Origin of the sequence: Petrimonas mucosa, assembly GCF_900095795.1 — a bacterium.
Lineage (GTDB): Bacteria > Bacteroidota > Bacteroidia > Bacteroidales > Dysgonomonadaceae > Petrimonas > Petrimonas mucosa.
Map to the genome: position 1 here is coordinate 3,658,441 of NZ_LT608328.1, position 17,515 is coordinate 3,675,955.

The following is a 17,515-nucleotide window of genomic DNA, read 5'->3' on the forward strand; positions in this document are numbered from 1 at the left end:
GTGATGCTGTATGCCGATGTAGTCCTGCCGCTCCCTTTAGCCGATACTTTTACCTACTCCGTACCCGAGGAGATGGAACGGGAGATAGGTATCGGATTCAGGGTAGTTGTTCCCTTCGGTAACCGGAAACACTATACGGCAATTGTCTTGAAACTCCACCGGAACGCTCCGGCGGGTGTTGAAGTGAAGAGGATCTACTCCCTCACCGATAGAGATCCCGTCTTAAACGGATACCAGATCAGGTTGTGGGAGTGGATCGCCTATTATTATCTCTCGCCCCTGGGGGATGTATTTAGGGCGGCACTGCCGTCGGTGATGAAGCCCCGCAACCTGGAGGAGAGATACAGGTCGAAAAGGGAAATCCATGTCCGGATCAACCGGGATATCGCAGATAGCGATCGGCTAACCGCCCGGAGCAAAAAGCAGGCAGCACTTCTGCAGTCACTGAAGAGGCTGTTTGAAGAGGAGGGGATAGCAAGCCTTCCCCAAAAGGAGATACCGGTCAGAACCGGATTCAGCAATGCGGTACTGCAAGGATTGATTGAGAAAGGTCTGGTGATCCGGTACACCGAGGAGGTCAGCCGGCTCGAGACGCACCCCTCGTCGCAGCGCAAGAGCTTCGAGCTGAACAGCTATCAGCAGAAGGCACTCGATGAGGTGAACCGCTGTTTTGAGGAGAAGAGGGTCTGCCTGTTGCACGGCGTAACATCGAGCGGAAAGACCGAGATCTATATCCACCTTATCGAACAGCAGCTGAAAGAGGGGAAACAGACGCTATACCTGGTTCCCGAGATTGCCCTCACCACACAACTGATGTCGAGGCTCAGCCACGTTTTCGGAGATCAGCTGGGGATCTATCACTCAAAGATCAACGACAACGAACGTACCGAGATCTGGCAGAAGATGGCCTCCGATTCTCCTTACAAGATCATCATCGGTGTCCGCTCGTCGCTCTTCCTGCCGTTCAGCCGTTTGGGACTGGTGATCGTGGACGAGGAGCATGAAACGGGTTACAAACAACAGGAGCCTGCACCCCGGTACCACGCACGCGACACCGCCATCGTACTGGCACAACTGTTTGGAGCCAGCACCTTGCTGGGATCGGCCACACCCTCGATCGAAAGCTACCATAACGCCGTAACCGGGAAATATGGACTGGTGAGTCTCGAAAAGAGGTTTGAGGATATTGAGCATCCCGTCATCTCGTTCGAAAACACACGGGAGCTGCAGCGGAAGAGGAAGATGAAGGAACTGCTCGCACCGGGATTGATCGAGAAAATCGATAACGCGTTGAAACGGGGGGAGCAGGTGATTCTCTTCCGCAACCGGCGTGGATTTGCACCGATGCTCGAGTGCCGGCTCTGTGGCTGGATACCGAAATGCAGCAGTTGCGACGTATCCCTTACCTACCATAAAAATAGCAAGGAGCTGAAATGCCACTACTGCAACAGGAGTTTTAAACCTGCCGCGGAATGTCCGGTCTGCCATGAACAGAGCGTTGAGCCGGTAGGAACAGGTACCGAAAAATTGGAGGAGGAGGTGGCAAAACTCTTCCCCGATGCCGTTGTGGCGCGGATGGATACCGATACCACACGCGGAAAGCATTCCTACGAAAAGATCATCGCCGATTTTCAACAGAAGCGGGTGCAGATCCTGGTAGGGACCCAGATGCTGGCAAAGGGTCTCGATTTCGACAATGTGGGTGTCGTGGGGATCATTGCCGCCGACGGGCTGCTCAATCACCCCGATTTCAGGTCGCATGAGCGGGGTTTTCAACTGATGCTTCAGGCGGCTGGACGGGCCGGCAGAAAAAAGAGGCAAGGGGAGGTGGTCATCCAGACTGCCGATCCCGAACAACCGGTCTACCGCTACCTGCGGGCAAACGATTATGATGGGTTCTACCGCTCACAGCTGGCCGAACGGAAACTGTTCGGCTACCCGCCCTACAAACGGCTGATCACGATCCTATTCAAGCACAAGGAAGAGGAGAGGGTGGAATCGGGTGCCAAATATTTTGCCCGGTTGCTGAAACAATCACTCGGCGAGATGGTGCTGGGCCCCAACAAACCGCTCATCGGCCGTATCAGGCAGTACCATATCCGGCAGGTGCTGTTGAAACTCGATACCCATCTCTCTCCCTCCAAAACACGAGATTTCATCAAATCGGTCGAGGCCCGTTTCCGGGAGAACCCCAGCTACAGGTATCTCCTTCTCCATTACGACGTGGACAGTCTCTCATAGAGACAATCGAGTAGGATGCAAAGATAGGTAATTACTCCTAACTTTGCTATCCTCTCACACCACCCAACGTACGTCTCTCGTATTAGGCGGTTTCTTCAATGTTTAACCGTAATTGGCCGTTAAACTGTAAAGTCCCGTTTTCTTGAACCATTCAAGGTTCATTCCCTCGTGTGCAGCGTGGGTCATTGACAGTCTAAACCATCCCTTAGAACTTCCCGCCGTTGTCCAGCTCCGGTTCCAAGGAACGCCCAACTTGGTCAAGAACCTGGCTATGCCCAACGCCCGTTTGCATTGTTTTAAACGATAGCATCTTAATCTACGACGAAGCCAAGCTTCAAGGTTGCGAAGACGACTTTTCATCTTTGCGTGCTTGAAGTAGTTTAGCCAGCCTCGTAGAACGGGATTTAGCTCGCTTATTAACTGATCGAAGCTAATGCCCCTGTTGCGTTTGGTAAGCGATTTTAGTTTCGCCTTGAAGCGTTGTTCGCTCTTTCGGCTTAATCCTAAACTCCCGCCTTTTAAGATAGTATGGCCGAGATAATTGAGTTGATGAGGACGGACGATATGGCTCTTTTCCTTGTTTATTCTTAATCGCATCCGATTTTCGATAAACTTGGAGAGGCTTTGCATCGATCGCTCCGCGGCTGGTTCGCTTCCGACCATTATGATAATATCATCGGCGTAGCGTACAAAGCAGTGTCCTCTCCGCTCTAACTCCTTGTCCAGTTCGTCTAAGACGATATTCGACAACAGGGGTGATAGTGGGCTGCCTTGCGGTGTCCCTTTCACCCGTTGATTGGCCATCCCCCCGATTAGCATTCCTGCTCGAAGAAATTTACCTATCAACTTAAGTACGCGCTTGTCACCAACGCGAGTACTTAACTGCCAAAGCAATCGGTCGTGATTCACCTCGTCAAAGAATTTTGCCAAGTCTATGTCGATAACCCAATCCTTTCCTTCGGCCACGTATTCGCCCGCTTTACGTAATGCTTGATGAGCGTTACGCCGTGGACGAAAACCGTAGCTGTATTCGGAGAATATAGGGTCATAACGTTTCGACAGTACTTGGCTTATCGCTTGTTGTACCAAGCGATCTTTGACCGTGGGAATACCCAGTTGGCGTTTCCCGCCATCAGGCTTCGGGATTAATACCTCTTTAACTGCCGTAACTTGGTATGTGCCTGTCATTAACTGGCGTTGAAGTTCTCGGTGGTGGCTGTTAAGCCAATCTCTAAGTTCGTCAACGGTCATCCCGTCAATGCCCGCACTTCCCCTGTTACTGATTACTTGCCGCAATGCGGCATCAAGATTCTTTAAGTCCGTTATATCACTCATTAAATCTTGGGTTAAGGCTCGTTCCTCTTTGCAACCTGACAACCACTCGTCCCGTACCAAACCGCTTCCTGAACTGAATACGTCAGTCCCCTTCACCTTTTGGCCACGCTCCCATTCGTCAAAAAGACTCATCTGTAAGTTCCCGTGTTTACCTGGGTTCATAATGGTCGTTACAATTTACAAAATAACTGCTCCTTAATTGAAAATTCAGCCCTTCCCTGTATTGACGTTACTCAATATTTATAGCGGTACTATGGCCTCTGCTGACTTCTCTGCCCCTTTCGGGTTAGAGACCTCCTACGTTAAGTGCATTATCTTCCTGTTAATACTACTGCATTTACTACCCCGGGTTACGGACGGCTTTAGGGCGTCTGTGTTTATTGCCACATTACCCCCCGGGTAAGCCTTAGTATGCAGTTTCTGTTCGTTAGTACCAACTTTTGTTTTAGGCTTCTTTCAGGTTATACCTCGCGGTAACACCCTTGCCATCAACTAACGGTTCTCGCCAAAATAAGCCCGCTCGGGACTTTAACCCTATAGATAATGAACATGCATAGCAAACAAAAAACCGAACTGCCTTTGCAATTCGGTTTTTACTTGTCGTTCCGCATCTGCGGAACTTTATTTCATTTCAACCTCTTCTTTCAGGTCTATCTCGTTGTTGTCCTTATCGTAGAACTGGTATTGCAGGAATCCCAGACTTTGGTTGGGTATCACTTTCATTGCAACGCCATATTTCTTTTTCCATTTGTATTTCAACGAAATAAGACCCTGTTGTACATAAGCCGCAACATATGGATGTATGTGCAGACTGAATTTCTTCACTTTTAATTTGTTGGCCAGATAGTCGATCTTTCCTTCCAATGTGTCGGTAAATAGAATGGAGGATTTGATCTTTCCTTTTCCAAAGCAGGTGGGGCATACCTCGCTTGTAGCCAGTTCCATTTCGGGACGCACGCGTTGGCGCGTGATTTGCATCAACCCGAACTTACTCAATGGGAGAATCTTATGTTTTGCCCTGTCGGATGCCAGCAGCTCGTTCATCTTGTTGAAGAGCTTGTTGCGATGTTCGCCCGAGGTCATGTCGATGAAGTCGACTACAATGATACCTCCCATATCGCGAAGACGCAACTGGCGGGCAATCTCCTCGGCAGCTGCCAAATTCACCTCAAATGCGCTCTCTTCCTGTCCGAGCGACTGCTTGTTCCGGTTGCCGCTGTTCACGTCGATGACGTGAAGGGCTTCGGTGTGCTCGATAATGAGATAAGCGCCGTTCTTGAATGTAACGGTTTTGCCAAAGAGCGATTTAATCTGTTTGGTTACGCCAAAGTTGTCCAAGATGGGCGTTGCTCCGTTATAATGCTTTACCACGTTTTTTCGGTCGGGAGCAATGATGCTGACATACTCGGCGATCTGTTTTGCCACACCCGGATCATTGATGTGGATCTGCTCAAACGAAGGGCTGAAAATATCTCGAAGCAGACCTACTGTCCGTCCTGTTTCTTCGAAAACCAGTGATGGAGCTTTTGCCTTGGGCAACTTCTCTGCAGTCTCCTCCCACCGTTTGACCAATACTTTTAACTCTGCATCAAGTTCTGCTACTCTTTTGCCTTCGGCATTGGTACGTATGATCACGCCGAAGTTTTTAGGCTTGATGCTCTGTACGAGTTGACGAAGACGCGCACGTTCCTCGCGTGACTTGATTTTCTGCGAGACCGATACCCTCTCTATAAACGGAATCAAGACCATGAATCTACCGGCAAATGAAATTTCGGCAGTCAATCTTGGGCCTTTGGTTGAGATAGGCTCTTTTGCAATCTGCACCAGCACCTCCTGTCCAACCTTCAACTTGTCCGATATGGAACCCTCTTTCTCGATCTCGGGCAGCAGCTTCATTTTCTGCAATAATGGTATCTTCTTCTTGTCTTGTACCGTCTTCAGAAAACTCGCAACAGAATTAAATTCTACCCCTAAATCCAAATAGTGAAGAAAAGCGTCCTTTTTGTGTCCTACATCTACAAATGCAGCATTCAGCGCAGGCATCAACTTTTTGACCCTGCCTAAATAGATGTTTCCAACCGCAAAAGATTCATCCTGGCTCTCTTGCTGTAACTCGACCAGTTTCTTGTTATCGAGCACCGCCAGCGTGATCTCCTTAGGCTGAACATCCACTACAAGTTCGCTTGCCACAATTTATATAGTTTAAATAATTAATAATCAGGCTTTCTGCTCCGCTGAGCAGAAAGCTGTGTTCTCTCGAACACTCTCCAATAAAATGGTTATACACAAAGAACAAACTTGTTCGATACAATCTTTAAGTTTGTTCTTGTATGTAAGTGTGTTAAGTAAAAGTTTAAAAAGACTACTTCTTCTTTTTATGTCTGTTTTTTCTCAGTCTTTTTTTCCTTTTGTGAACAGCCATTTTATGCCTTTTTCTTTTCTTTCCGCTTGGCATCTTCTTTAGTTTTTAAATTTTACGTAATTCTGCTATTTATTTGGTGGTGTTATCCTTTACCTGAGCAACAAAAGTCTTTGCCGGTTTGAAGGCAGGTATATTGTGTGCGGGTATAATGATGGTGGTGTTCTTTGAAATGTTGCGAGCAGTCTTTTCGGCTCTTTTCTTTACGATAAAGCTACCGAAACCTCTTAAATAAACGTTCTCATTATTTGCCAACGAATCCTTTACAACCTCCATAAAAGACTCAACCGTAGCCAAAACAGATGCTTTATCCACACCCGTATTCTTCGCAATTTCGTTTACAATGTCTGCCTTAGTCATTTTATTATTTTTTTAATGTTAATGATAATATAGTTAATTCTTAAAATTTTGGACTGCAAATATATAGCTTTTTTTTCATCCCAAAAAATAAATGGGATTTTATTTTATTTTTTTCACTCATTTTCTCCTATATACCTTTTTTTGACGTAGTTTTGCAACTGATTCCCGTCAAAATGAACAAACAAAGCAACGACAACCTGCTCAGCAGACAATTGCAGGAGTGGTACCGCCAATACCGGCGAGACTTGCCCTGGAGAGACTCGAACAATCCCTATGCCGTATGGGTTTCGGAGATCATCTTACAGCAAACCCGTGTAAATCAGGGACGCGACTATTTCCTCCGGTTCATGGAGAGGTTTCCCGATATCGAGTCGCTGGCGAAGGCTCCCGAGGATGAGGTGATGAAGTGTTGGGAGGGACTGGGTTATTACTCCCGCGCAAGGAACCTACATGCTGCAGCCAGACAGGTGGTGGAGGAGTTTAAGGGCCACTTTCCGGCATCGCATGACGAGATGCTTCGGCTCAAGGGCGTGGGAGAATACACTGCAGCAGCAGTTGCATCGATCGTGTTCGGGCAACCCTACCCTGTTGTCGACGGGAATGTTTTCAGGGTATTATCGCGGCTCTTTGCCATTAAAGAGCCGATTGACACCTCAACCGGAAGAAAACTTTTTACCGGAACGGCCGCAGCCATTCTCGACCCGCAGGACCCCGGCACCCATAACCAGGCCATCATGGAACTTGGCGCACTTGTCTGCACGCCCCGGCTCCCCCGGTGCGGAGAATGTCCGCTACAACACTACTGCATGGCTTTTGAGAGAGGGGAGGTCTCCGCCTTCCCCGTAAAAAAGGGGAAGCCGGTTTTGAGGAGACGCTACCTCAACTACTTCCATATTGAACAGGACGGATTTACCTTTATCAGGAGAAGAGAAGATGCCGACATCTGGAGAAATCTCTATGAGTTTCCGCTGATCGAGACCGAAACCGAAAGTGACCTTGCTGCATTGCAGTCCGATCCCCGGTTTCACACCCTGTTTCCTCCCGACAGTGAGGTCAGTTTCAGGCATGTGTGCCGGCTCAAGCATCTGTTGACGCACCGGATTATCCACGCCGATTTCTACCGGGTGGAACTTCCCGGAACGAAATTTCCCGCTCTGGAAGGGGACTTTCTCCGGATCGGGAGTGCCTCCCTGTCTGAATATCCGGTATCACGGCTGCTCCAGAGATATCTCGAAACAATTTAAATGTAAAACTTGCAGGAATCAAAATAATCACTAATTTTGTTTTGAATTGATTATTGAGTTAAACCAAATTTTTAAGCTATGTCGGTAAATAAAGTTATTTTAGTAGGGAATGTGGGGAAAGATCCGGAGATCAAGTATTTTGACAACGACAACGTAAAAGCGAATTTCCCACTGGCAACCAGTGAGCGGGGGTACACGGCGGCAAACGGGACACAGGTTCCGGAACGCACGGAATGGCACAACATTGTTTGTTGGAGAGGGTTGGCACAGATAGTTGAAAAATTTGTGAGAAAAGGCACTCAACTCTATATCGAGGGAAAGATCCGTTCGCGTTCATATGACGACCAGAACGGTGTGAAAAGATATATCACTGAGATCTATGCCGATAACGTGGAGATGCTGAACCGCAAGGCAGGATCAGCCGAAGGCTCAGGTCTTCAGAGTGATAAACACGAAACTCACTTCACGGGACCGGTCGATTTAGGCGACAACTCCGAAACTGATGATTTGCCGTTTTAAAAAAAGATTGTAATTTTGCGGGGAGTGATTTGTGCTTACCTGACGGGGGGCCGATGACGGGAGAGAAAAGTTTTCGGCTTCCCGTTCTCCTGAGCACAAACCATTCTCTTTTGTATTATTAACTCAACTTTCGCGAGCATCGGTCAAAAGGTCTTGTAGGTTAACAACAAGATCATAGGCACGCAAGCGACAAATGGGTCGCAGATGCCTGCGAAACTAAAAATCACTAAATTTAGCCCCCTTGGATCCTGATCCGTTTTCATTGCTACATCCAGAAGCACAGGCAGCCGTACTTTCTGCTGCCGACTACCTGCTGATTGTGCTCACCCCGATTCTTATATTCATCGATGCGATCATTTCAGGCGCAGAGGTTGCATTCTTCTCCCTCAATCAGGAAGAGACCGAAGAGATCCATACCGATACCGATCCGAAATCAAAGCGGGTTTCCCGCCTGCTCAAGAATCCGGAGAGGTTGATGAGCGCCTTGGTCATTGCATACAACCTGCTGAACATAACGCTTATCGTATTGCTCTTCCACCTGCTGGGGCTCATCCCCCACTTTGCCGGTAATCCCGGCAGCACCATACTTTCGCTGCTGATAATCGCACTCTTTCTCTTCTTGCTGGTTGAGATCGTACCCAAGATGTACGCGTCACAACGTTCACTGCTCTTTGCCCGTCGCCACTCCCGGGTTATCGGGATCATAAACCGCCTTATGGAGCCCTTCACGTCGTGGATGGTAAATCGAAGCATCGGTTTCGGCAAAAGTGCCATCGGGAAAAGGTATGAAATCTCGATGGACGACCTCTCCAAGGCGCTTGAAATCACATCGGGAGAGATCCAGCAGGAACAGGAGAAGGAGATGCTGGAGGGTATCATCCGATTCAAGGACAAGACAGTGGAGGATATCCTGGTCTCAAGGAGCGACATGGTGGCCCTCGACATTACCACTTCATTCAGGGAGGTGATCAGGTTTATCGTGGAGGCGGGTTTTTCCCGGATCCCTGTTTTCGAGGAGAGTCCGGACAACATCAAAGGTATCCTCTATGTCAAGGACCTGCTGCCACACCTTATCAAGACAGACAATTTCCGCTGGCAGTCCCTGATCCGCCCCGCCTACTTTGTACCGGGGACAAAACGGATCGACGACCTGCTCGAGGAGTTCAGGGCCAACAAGAACCACATGGCCATTGTGGTGGACGAATATGGTGGCACATCTGGACTGGTGACGATGGAAGATATCCTGGAGGAGATTGTTGGAGATATCAGCGATGAGTACGACGAAGAGGCAAAACCTTTCTACACGCTCGCCCCGGACGGCTCATACATCTTTGAAGGGAAGACGTCGCTCGACGATTTCATCGAGGTGACCGGCGTTCCGGAGAGGGATTTTGAAAAGTTGCAGGAGGAGGCTGATACCATAGCTGGATTGGTGCTGGAGCTAAAGGGAGACTTCCCCAAACGGAAGGAGCTGGTGGAGTACAAGCGGTATGGATTCCAGGCGGAAGAGATGAGCAAGCGGAGGATCGTGAAGGTCCGCTATATCCCTCCAAAAGAGGAGAACAACTGAGACGATGCTGCTACGCAAGGAACATATCGACGATGGCGGTCTGATCGGGATCGGAACGATAAGCGGCGATTACCGGGAGCTGCTCCGGTTGCTTCCCGCGGGACAGCTGCAGGCGGCGAAGGAGGTCATCTCCAAGATGCGCTCCGAGAGAAGGGTCATGGAGTGGCTGACCACCAGGGTTTTGCTATTCGAACTGCTGGGAGAGGAGAAGATCATCGATAACCAACCCGATGGAAGGCCGTTTCTGGTAGATGGATCCTACAAAATAAGCATATCCCACACAAGGGAGTATGCGGCGCTGCTGCTACATAGGGAGTGTCCCGTGGGAATTGATGTAGAGACCATCTCGGAACGGGTAAAGAGATTGTCGGAAAAATTTATCTCGGAGCACGAATATATCGACCCCTCTCAACAAGTCATCCATCAACTGCTGCACTGGTCGGCCAAAGAGACAATGTTCAAGGTAATGGAGGAGAGGGAGATCGACTTCAAGATCCACCTACGTGTACACCCTTTTCAGCCTGGAATGAAGGGCCATTTCCAAGCCAGCGAATCAAAGACGCTGCAAAGAAAAACCTACCAGATACATTATGAGATACTGCCCGGCGCTGTACTAACCTGGGTTGTGGACAGATAAGGCGATCTCGTCGTCATTCAAGGAGAATCTGCCCCTGTCGACCAGAAAACGGATTACCCTGATCACTTTTTCGGCAGGGAAGCCGGGAAGCGATCTCAGCAGGTCGTCCAACCGCTGCGGCGAGCTGCTCTCCAGCGATCGGGTCAGCAACGATTCGATTTCGCGGAATTCATAGTTAGAGAGGCCCGACTCACTCTTCCTGAGGCAAACATCGCAGTAACCGCAATCTTTAGGGTCTGGCTCATCGAAATAGATCAGCAGCATCCTGCCACGACAGATTTCCAGATTCTCGGCATAATCGGCCATTGCCACAATCCTCTTCTCGAATCGTCGCCTACGCTCCTCGTAGACGGAACGGGGAATCGACACAAATGGAGTATCTTCACGGGAAGAGGTATAGACGATAAAGGGGGTTCTCTTTTGCGGCACATACTGTATGTAGCGCAACCGGGCCAGGTGAAGCAGCATCTGATAGATCTCGTCGCGCGACTTGCCAAGACGGATCGCCAACATTGCCTCGTCGATATAGGCATCTTCCGAAAAGATGCCGGTATAACTCCTGAGGATGACATGAATCAGCTCATCGTACTCTTTCGACAGATCGAGGGAATATAGCTCGTCGCGATATAGCAGGAATCTCAGCCTCGAGCGGGCATCCACCTCCTCGGTATACTCGATGTAGCCGGCCAGCTCAAGGATTTTCAACGCATGATACGCCTGGAGGTGGGGAAACCTGAAGGCATGACAGAACTCATGCAGGTTGAAGTCGTACACGGCGTTGAGTCCCGACCCGACAGCAATCTGGAAATAGTTGCCCAGCGCCTCGTAAACCCGCACGATAAATTCCTTCTGGGGAAACGAATCGGTGATCCGCTTTTTCAATTTTGCACTATCGGCCTTCGTATACAACACAACGGCATAAGCACGCTCACCGTCGCGACCGGCACGTCCGGCCTCCTGGTAATACTCCTCCAGCGAGTTGGGCAGATCCATATGGATTACCAGTCTCACGTCGGGTTTATCGATACCCATGCCAAAAGCGTTTGTTGATACAATGACGCGGCACTCTCCCGTTTTCCAGGCATTCTGTTTGTAAACCTTCTCTTCGTGGGATAGGCCGGCATGGAAGAAATCGGCCGAAATCTTCGCTTTCTGCAACGCAACGGCGATCTCCCTCGTCTCCTTTCGGCTGCGGACATAAACTATGCCCGACCCGTTCACCGATCTCAGGATATGGACCAGCTCCGCGATCTTGTTTTCGGTGGTGCGAACCACATAGGAGAGATTCTCGCGCTTGAAGCTTGTCCTCAGGACATTCTTAGCCTTGAAATGGAGTTTTTCCTGAATATCGTCCGCCACTTCACGGGTAGCCGTTGCCGTAAGCGCCAATACGGGAACATGCGGAAGGGTGTCGCGGATGGCAGCGATCTTCAGATAGGAGGGGCGGAAATCATATCCCCATTGGGAGATGCAATGAGACTCATCCACCACCAGCAGGCAGATGTTCATGGCCTGAAGTTTTACCAGGAAGATCTCTGAAGAGAGTCTCTCAGGTGAGACATAGAGAAATTTATAATCGCCGAAAATGCAGTTTTCGAGTGCGGTAAGGATCTCATCCCGCGACATTCCTGAATAGACCGCCGTTGCTTTTATCCCCTTCTCCCGAAGGTTGTCTACCTGGTCCTTCATCAATGCTATCAGCGGTGTGACAACCAGACAGAGTCCATCCATGCCCAGTGCGGGAACCTGGAAGGTGAGCGACTTGCCGCCGCCCGTTGGCATCAGGCCCAGCGTATCCCGCCGTTCCCAGACCGACTGGATAATCTCTTCCTGGAGGGGCCGGAACGAATCGTAGCCCCAGTACTCCTTAAGAATACCGTGAAACAGTGCCGACTCCATTATTTTTCGTTTTAGGGACCGTAAGAAGAGCTAACCCATGATATCCTTGATCAACAACTGCGTATAGCTGCTTCCACCGTGACGGTTCTCCTCAATGGTGTAACAAATATCTACTGGCTGCTTCTCCTTGATCTTCTTGAAATGGGTATCGGAGCTGAAGGCAATGGCCTGTACAGGTTCGGAAACCGTTCTGTCCACCAGTTCCAGCTTGATATGGTGGAATCCGCGTCCCACCAGCTTGCTCCCTCCGGCATCCTGTACACCACGGGTCACAAAAACCGGATTCTCGTTTTCCGGGCCGAAAGGGTTGAAAAGTGACAAACCCTGCACGAACTTCGGAGTTATGGCGTTCAGGGAGATCTCGGCATCGACCGTTATTTGCGGTTGCATCATCTTGCTCTCGATCCCTTCGAAAGAGATCTCATCGAACCTCCGCATGAACTCATGAAGATTTTCCTCCTTCAGCGTAAGACCGGCAGCATAGGTGTGGCCGCCGAAATTCTCGAGAATATCCTTGCAGGCCTCAATGGCCTTGTAAACGTCGAAATTGTTGACCGACCTCGCCGACCCGGAGATCAGTCCCCCCGACTTGGTCAGCACGATTGCCGGACGATAGTACTTCTCAGTCAGCCTTGAGGCGACAATACCGATAATGCCCTTGTGCCATGTCTCGTTGTAGAGGACGATACTCTTATGTTCGGCAATATTGAACCGGTTATCCACAAAATCTACCGCCTCGTCGGTAATCCGCTTGTCCAGTTCGCGACGGTCCTCATTGTATTTGTCGATATTGATCGCCTTCTCCCTGGCTTGCGTCATATCGCTGGCCAACATCAGGTCTACCGCCTCCTTGCCATTCATCATCCTCCCCGAAGCGTTGATCCTCGGTCCGATCTTAAAGGCGATATCATTTACCGTAATGGTCTTCTTGCTCAATCCGCAGATTTCGATGATTCCGCGCAGTCCAAAGCTTGGATTGGAGTTGAGCCGTTTCAGACCGAAGTGCATCATCACCCGATTCTCACCCGTGATAGGGACAATATCGGCCGCAATGCTCACCGCCACGAGATCCAGCAACGGCTCGATATCCGAAAACGAGAGACCGTTGCGTATGGAAAAGGCGTGAACCAGCTTGAAGCCGACTCCGCAACCTGAAAGTTCATTGTAGGGATAGATCGAATCTGCCCGCTTGGCATCAACTACTGCCACAGCATCGGGCAACTCCTCGTCGGGCATATGGTGGTCACATATGATAAAATCGATTCCGTGCTCCTTGGCATATGCCACCTTCTTTATTGCCTTTATGCCACAATCGAGAGAGATAATAAGCTTGACACCTGTTTCAACGGCATAGTCGATTCCCTGAATCGAGATGCCATACCCTTCATCATACCGGTCCGGGATATAATAATCAATATTATTGGTTATTTTCCGCAAAAACTTGTAAACCAACGAAACGGCAGTCGTACCATCTACATCGTAATCACCGTAGATAAGAATTCGCTCCTTGTTTCCGATTGCCTGCTCGATTCGCATAATCGCCTTCTCCATATCCGGCAGCAAAAAAGGATCATGCAAATCGCTGAGACTTGGATACAAAAATTTATGGGCCTCTTCCACGCTTGAAATGCCTCGTTTCAGCAACAATTCTATCAGTACGGGATCTAGTTGTATCTCTTTCGTCAGCTCATCTTTTTTAATTTTCTGGTCGGTTGTAAGGGTTAGATAATTCCATTTGTAGGTCATTTATATCGTTTTTTTCTTTCTCTCGGGAACCGGAACTCATCCGGTGAAAAAGCAACTCCTCCGTTTTTCTAAAACGCTGTTGCCCCGTGCAATTGCAACTTTTTTTACCGCTATTGCAACATATCAATCTGTAAAGTTAGAAAAAAACTTTGGAAAAATGGATATAAATTCTTTCGAATATAAAAAAACGTCGGTTTCTTCCTACCTTATACCGTGCATCAATTTCTGGAGCGTCCGGGACAGCGCAAACAGCACCAGGGCAGCCAAGGCGGACATGATCACAAAAATCATGAAGAAATCGAACAGCGTGGCGATCTCCATCCCAAGAAACATCTTGCTCTTTCCCGCTTCGGGATAGAGTGAACTCAACGAGCCTGCCAGCTTGTTTGCCGTGGCCATCGAGAGATACCAGACACCCATCAGCAGTGAGGCAAAGCGTACCGGCGAGAGCTTGTTGACCATCGACAATCCGATGGGCGAGAGGGTCAGTTCACCCATGGTGTGGATAAAATAGAGCCCGACAAGCCAGAGCATGCTCACCTTCATACCCGGAGCCACATTTCTGACACCAAGCGCAATAAGCAGATATCCCAGCGAGAGCAGGAAGAGTCCGATAGCCTGCTTGGCGGGTGAGGAGGGTTCCCGGTTTTTCTCGCCCAACCGGATCCAGAGCGAGGAGAATAGCGGAGCCAGCAACACTACAAAGACAGCGTTGAACGATTGGAACCAGCTGGCCGGCATGGTCCATCCAAGCAGGTTGCGCCTGGTCTGCTCCTCGGCGAAGTAGGTGAGCGAGATTCCCGCCTGTTCAAATGCAGCCCAGAAGAAAATGACGAAAAATGCAATGATATAGATCACCAGGATCCGTTGACGCTCGATCCTGTTCAGCGAGGGATCGGAGATGACAAAGCCTGGAACGACAATACAGGCCGAATAGATCAGCGCGCCGATAAAATCGCCCTCGCCTCCTCTCAAAAAAAGCAGGAAGAGCACGATACCGCCTGTTATCCAAAGGGCCAGCTGCCAAAGATTCAGTTTTTGCTGCGGCCTGCCCGTTCTCTCACGCCGTTCGCCACCTCCCCTGTTGGCAGGCACAACCCCGATGGGCTCCCCGTCGGGTCCCACCAGATAGCGGTTCTTCCTGGCAATATAGAAGAGCAGGCTGACCACCATAATCACTGCCGCGGCAAGAAAGCCCCACTTGAAGTCGGCCGGATTCCCGGTATCGCCCAGGAAGCCGCACAGCAGCGGTGCCATGAAAGCGCCCAGGTTTACCCCCATATAGAAGATGGTGTAGGCCGAATCAAGCCTTTTGTCACCCGGTTCATATAGCCGGCCGACAATCGACGAGATATTGGGCTTGAAGAAGCCGTTGCCAAGAATCAGTCCGCCAAGTCCCCCATACATCAGCCACTTGGCCACCTCCACATTTTCGTAGTTGAGCGCACTGAAAAACATCAGGAACTGTCCCAACACCATCATCAAGGCTCCCCAGAGGATGGAACGGCGCATCCCCAGGTAGCGGTCGGCCACATACCCTCCAATCAGCGGAGTGAGATAGACCAGACCGGTATAGTTGCCGTAGATGGCCGAGGTAAACTCCTTGTCGAGCATCAGCGCATTGATGAGATAGAGGGTGAATATGGCACGCATCCCGTAATAGCTGAAGCGTTCAGACATGCCGGTGACGAAGATGAAGTAGAGCCCTTTCGGGTGGGCAGGGTGATTTGTTGACATAATGTTTGTTGATTTGAAGCGGCAAAAATACAATTTTTTGGCAGAAAGATTGAACCTAACTCTCAACAATTTCGTAACTTTGCATCGAAAAGTAAAAACTGGATGGAAATTGCAGCATTGGTGTCGGGCGGAGTGGACAGCTCCGTGGTGGTTCATCGACTGAAGGAGATGGGTTACGACCCCACCATTTTCTATATCAAGATCGGCATGGAGGACGAGGAGGGATATATCGATTGCCCCTCGGAAGAAGATATCGAGATCGTAACCTTTATTGCCAAAAAGTACGGTTGCCGCTTTGAAATTGTTTCACTACACGAAGAGTACTGGAACAGTGTCGTGCACTACACCATCGAATCGGTCAAGCGCGGTTTGACCCCCAACCCCGACATGATGTGCAACAAGCTTATCAAGTTTGGCACCTTCGAGCAGAAATGGGGTCACCAGTTCGACAGGATTGCTACCGGCCATTACGCCACAACCACCCAGTCTGAAGGGTTGACATGGCTCTCCACCGCAAAGGATCATGTAAAGGATCAGACCTATTTCCTTGGGCAGGTAAGTTATGTACAGGTCTCAAAACTGATGTTCCCGATTGGGGACCTGTTGAAATCGGAGGTCCGGGAGATCGCTGCGGAGAACAGGCTCCCGTCGGCCCAGCGGAAAGACAGTCAGGGAATCTGCTTCCTGGGGAAAGTCAACTACAACCGTTTCATCGAACGCTACCTCGGCAAGAAAGAGGGACTGATTGTTGAACTGGAGACCGGGAATATCATCGGCCGGCACCAGGGATACTGGTTTCACACCATCGGCCAGCGGAAAGGTCTTGGCTTGAGCGGTGGTCCGTGGTTTGTGATCAAAAAGGATGTCAATCGAAATATTGTCTATGTATCAAAGGGATATGACACCAAATACCAGTATGGCAACGTGATCAACCTTCAGGGATTTTCATTTATCACCAAAGATCCCTGGGGTGATTTCGAAGGGGAAAAAGAGATCACATTCAAGATACGTCACACACCCGAATTTACCAGGGGACATATTTCAAAAAAGGGCGATCTCTATACCATCTCCTCCGAGTTGCCCGTTCAAGGCATCGCTGCCGGTCAGTTCGGCGTGGTGTACGATCTGGAGAGCAGGATTTGTCTGGGAAGCGGAATGATCATATGATTGAGTTTGTTGGACATGTCCGTTTTGTGGATATCATCGAGTTCCTTGGAACATTTGCATTCGCCATCAGCGGGGTCCGGATGGCTTCGACCAAAAATTTCGACCTGTTCGGCGCATTTACGATCGGATTTGTGACGGCGATTGGTGGCGGAACGCTCCGCGATCTATTTATCGGCGTGACTCCTTTCTGGATGCTGAACCATGTCTATTTATGGGCGACACTGCTGGCCCTCCTGTTTGTGATTCTGTTCAAAAGCAAGGTGGTAAAGCTCCAGTATACCTTTTTCCTTTTCGACAGCATCGGATTGGGACTTTTTGTGGTGGTTGGAACGGAAAAAACGCTGGCAATGGAATTTGCGCCCTGGGTTGCAGTGATCATGGGCACAATTACCGGTTCTTTCGGGGGGATGCTCCGCGATATACTGATTACCCAGATTCCACTCATCTTCAGAAAAGAGATCTATGCACTTGCATGTGTTGTAGGGGCTATCTTTTTCACCATTGGATATGCCAGCGGGATGAATATTGTTATCAATGAGGTGGCTACGGCATCCATTGTCATACTCACCCGGATACTGGCGGTGAAGTTCAAGTGGCACCTGCCGACCTTGAAAGGAGAAAAGAGTTACGATTAGTTGATT

13 protein-coding genes are annotated in these 17,515 nt (G+C 49.6%); 7 read left to right on the forward strand and 6 right to left on the reverse strand.

Annotation, left to right across the window (positions count from 1 at the left end):
- The first annotated feature begins 3 nt into the window (after positions 1-3).
- Positions 4-2,241, forward strand: a complete 2,238-nt coding sequence (gene priA, locus ING2E5A_RS14655) for a replication restart helicase PriA (RefSeq protein WP_071138045.1) — start codon at positions 4-6, stop codon at positions 2,239-2,241.
- 102 nt (positions 2,242-2,343) lie between these two features.
- On the opposite strand, the gene ltrA is transcribed toward priA, so the two are convergent.
- The 3 genes from ltrA to ING2E5A_RS14670 all read right to left on the reverse strand — a co-directional run bounded on the left by ltrA (position 2,344) and on the right by ING2E5A_RS14670 (position 6,355).
- Positions 2,344-3,738: a group II intron reverse transcriptase/maturase gene (gene ltrA / locus ING2E5A_RS14660; protein WP_154669989.1), complete on the reverse strand. Its 1,395-nt coding sequence runs from the start codon at positions 3,736-3,738 to the stop codon at positions 2,344-2,346.
- Between the two features lie 459 nt (positions 3,739-4,197).
- The gene (locus ING2E5A_RS14665) at positions 4,198-5,766 is read right to left on the reverse strand and encodes an Rne/Rng family ribonuclease (RefSeq protein WP_071138046.1); all 1,569 of its coding nucleotides are present in this window, start codon (positions 5,764-5,766) and stop codon (positions 4,198-4,200) included.
- A gap of 301 nt (positions 5,767-6,067) precedes the next feature.
- Positions 6,068-6,355: an HU family DNA-binding protein gene (locus ING2E5A_RS14670; RefSeq protein WP_071138047.1), complete on the reverse strand. Its 288-nt coding sequence runs from the start codon at positions 6,353-6,355 to the stop codon at positions 6,068-6,070.
- A 173-nt stretch (positions 6,356-6,528) separates the two neighbouring features.
- Between ING2E5A_RS14670 and mutY the strand changes: the two genes are divergently transcribed.
- From mutY to ING2E5A_RS14690, 4 genes are all read left to right on the forward strand, one after another.
- Positions 6,529-7,599, forward strand: coding sequence for an A/G-specific adenine glycosylase (mutY, locus tag ING2E5A_RS14675; protein WP_071138048.1), 1,071 nt, complete (start codon positions 6,529-6,531; stop codon positions 7,597-7,599).
- Between the two features lie 78 nt (positions 7,600-7,677).
- Positions 7,678-8,118: a single-stranded DNA-binding protein gene (locus tag ING2E5A_RS14680; protein ID WP_071138049.1), complete on the forward strand. Its 441-nt coding sequence runs from the start codon at positions 7,678-7,680 to the stop codon at positions 8,116-8,118.
- Between the two features lie 262 nt (positions 8,119-8,380).
- The gene (gene gldE / locus ING2E5A_RS14685; RefSeq protein ID WP_161942052.1) at positions 8,381-9,688 is read left to right on the forward strand and encodes a gliding motility-associated protein GldE; all 1,308 of its coding nucleotides are present in this window, start codon (positions 8,381-8,383) and stop codon (positions 9,686-9,688) included.
- 4 nt (positions 9,689-9,692) lie between these two features.
- Positions 9,693-10,325 carry a 4'-phosphopantetheinyl transferase family protein gene (locus ING2E5A_RS14690; protein ID WP_071138051.1) on the forward strand — a complete coding sequence of 211 codons (633 nt, stop codon included), beginning with the start codon at positions 9,693-9,695 and terminating at the stop codon, positions 10,323-10,325.
- Here the strand turns inward: ING2E5A_RS14690 and ING2E5A_RS14695 are convergent.
- From ING2E5A_RS14695 to ING2E5A_RS14705, 3 genes are all read right to left on the reverse strand, one after another.
- The gene (locus ING2E5A_RS14695; protein WP_071138052.1) at positions 10,302-12,224 is read right to left on the reverse strand and encodes a RecQ family ATP-dependent DNA helicase; all 1,923 of its coding nucleotides are present in this window, start codon (positions 12,222-12,224) and stop codon (positions 10,302-10,304) included. The two genes, ING2E5A_RS14690 and ING2E5A_RS14695, sit on opposite strands and share 24 nt — an antisense overlap.
- 30 nt (positions 12,225-12,254) lie before the next feature.
- On the reverse strand, positions 12,255-13,970 hold the full coding sequence (gene recJ, locus ING2E5A_RS14700) for a single-stranded-DNA-specific exonuclease RecJ (protein ID WP_071138053.1): 1,716 nt from the start codon (positions 13,968-13,970) through the stop codon (positions 12,255-12,257).
- 201 nt (positions 13,971-14,171) lie between these two features.
- Positions 14,172-15,707 carry a peptide MFS transporter gene (locus ING2E5A_RS14705; RefSeq protein ID WP_071138054.1) on the reverse strand — a complete coding sequence of 512 codons (1,536 nt, stop codon included), beginning with the start codon at positions 15,705-15,707 and terminating at the stop codon, positions 14,172-14,174.
- A 102-nt stretch (positions 15,708-15,809) separates the two neighbouring features.
- Here ING2E5A_RS14705 and mnmA point away from each other — a divergent pair, with 102 nt between their 5' ends.
- Both mnmA and ING2E5A_RS14715 read left to right on the forward strand, forming a co-directional pair.
- On the forward strand, positions 15,810-16,874 hold the full coding sequence (gene mnmA, locus ING2E5A_RS14710) for a tRNA 2-thiouridine(34) synthase MnmA (protein ID WP_071138055.1): 1,065 nt from the start codon (positions 15,810-15,812) through the stop codon (positions 16,872-16,874).
- Positions 16,871-17,509 carry a trimeric intracellular cation channel family protein gene (locus tag ING2E5A_RS14715; RefSeq protein WP_071138056.1) on the forward strand — a complete coding sequence of 213 codons (639 nt, stop codon included), beginning with the start codon at positions 16,871-16,873 and terminating at the stop codon, positions 17,507-17,509. The genes mnmA and ING2E5A_RS14715 overlap by 4 nt, the downstream gene beginning before the upstream one ends.
- Positions 17,510-17,515: the final 6 nt, after the last annotated feature.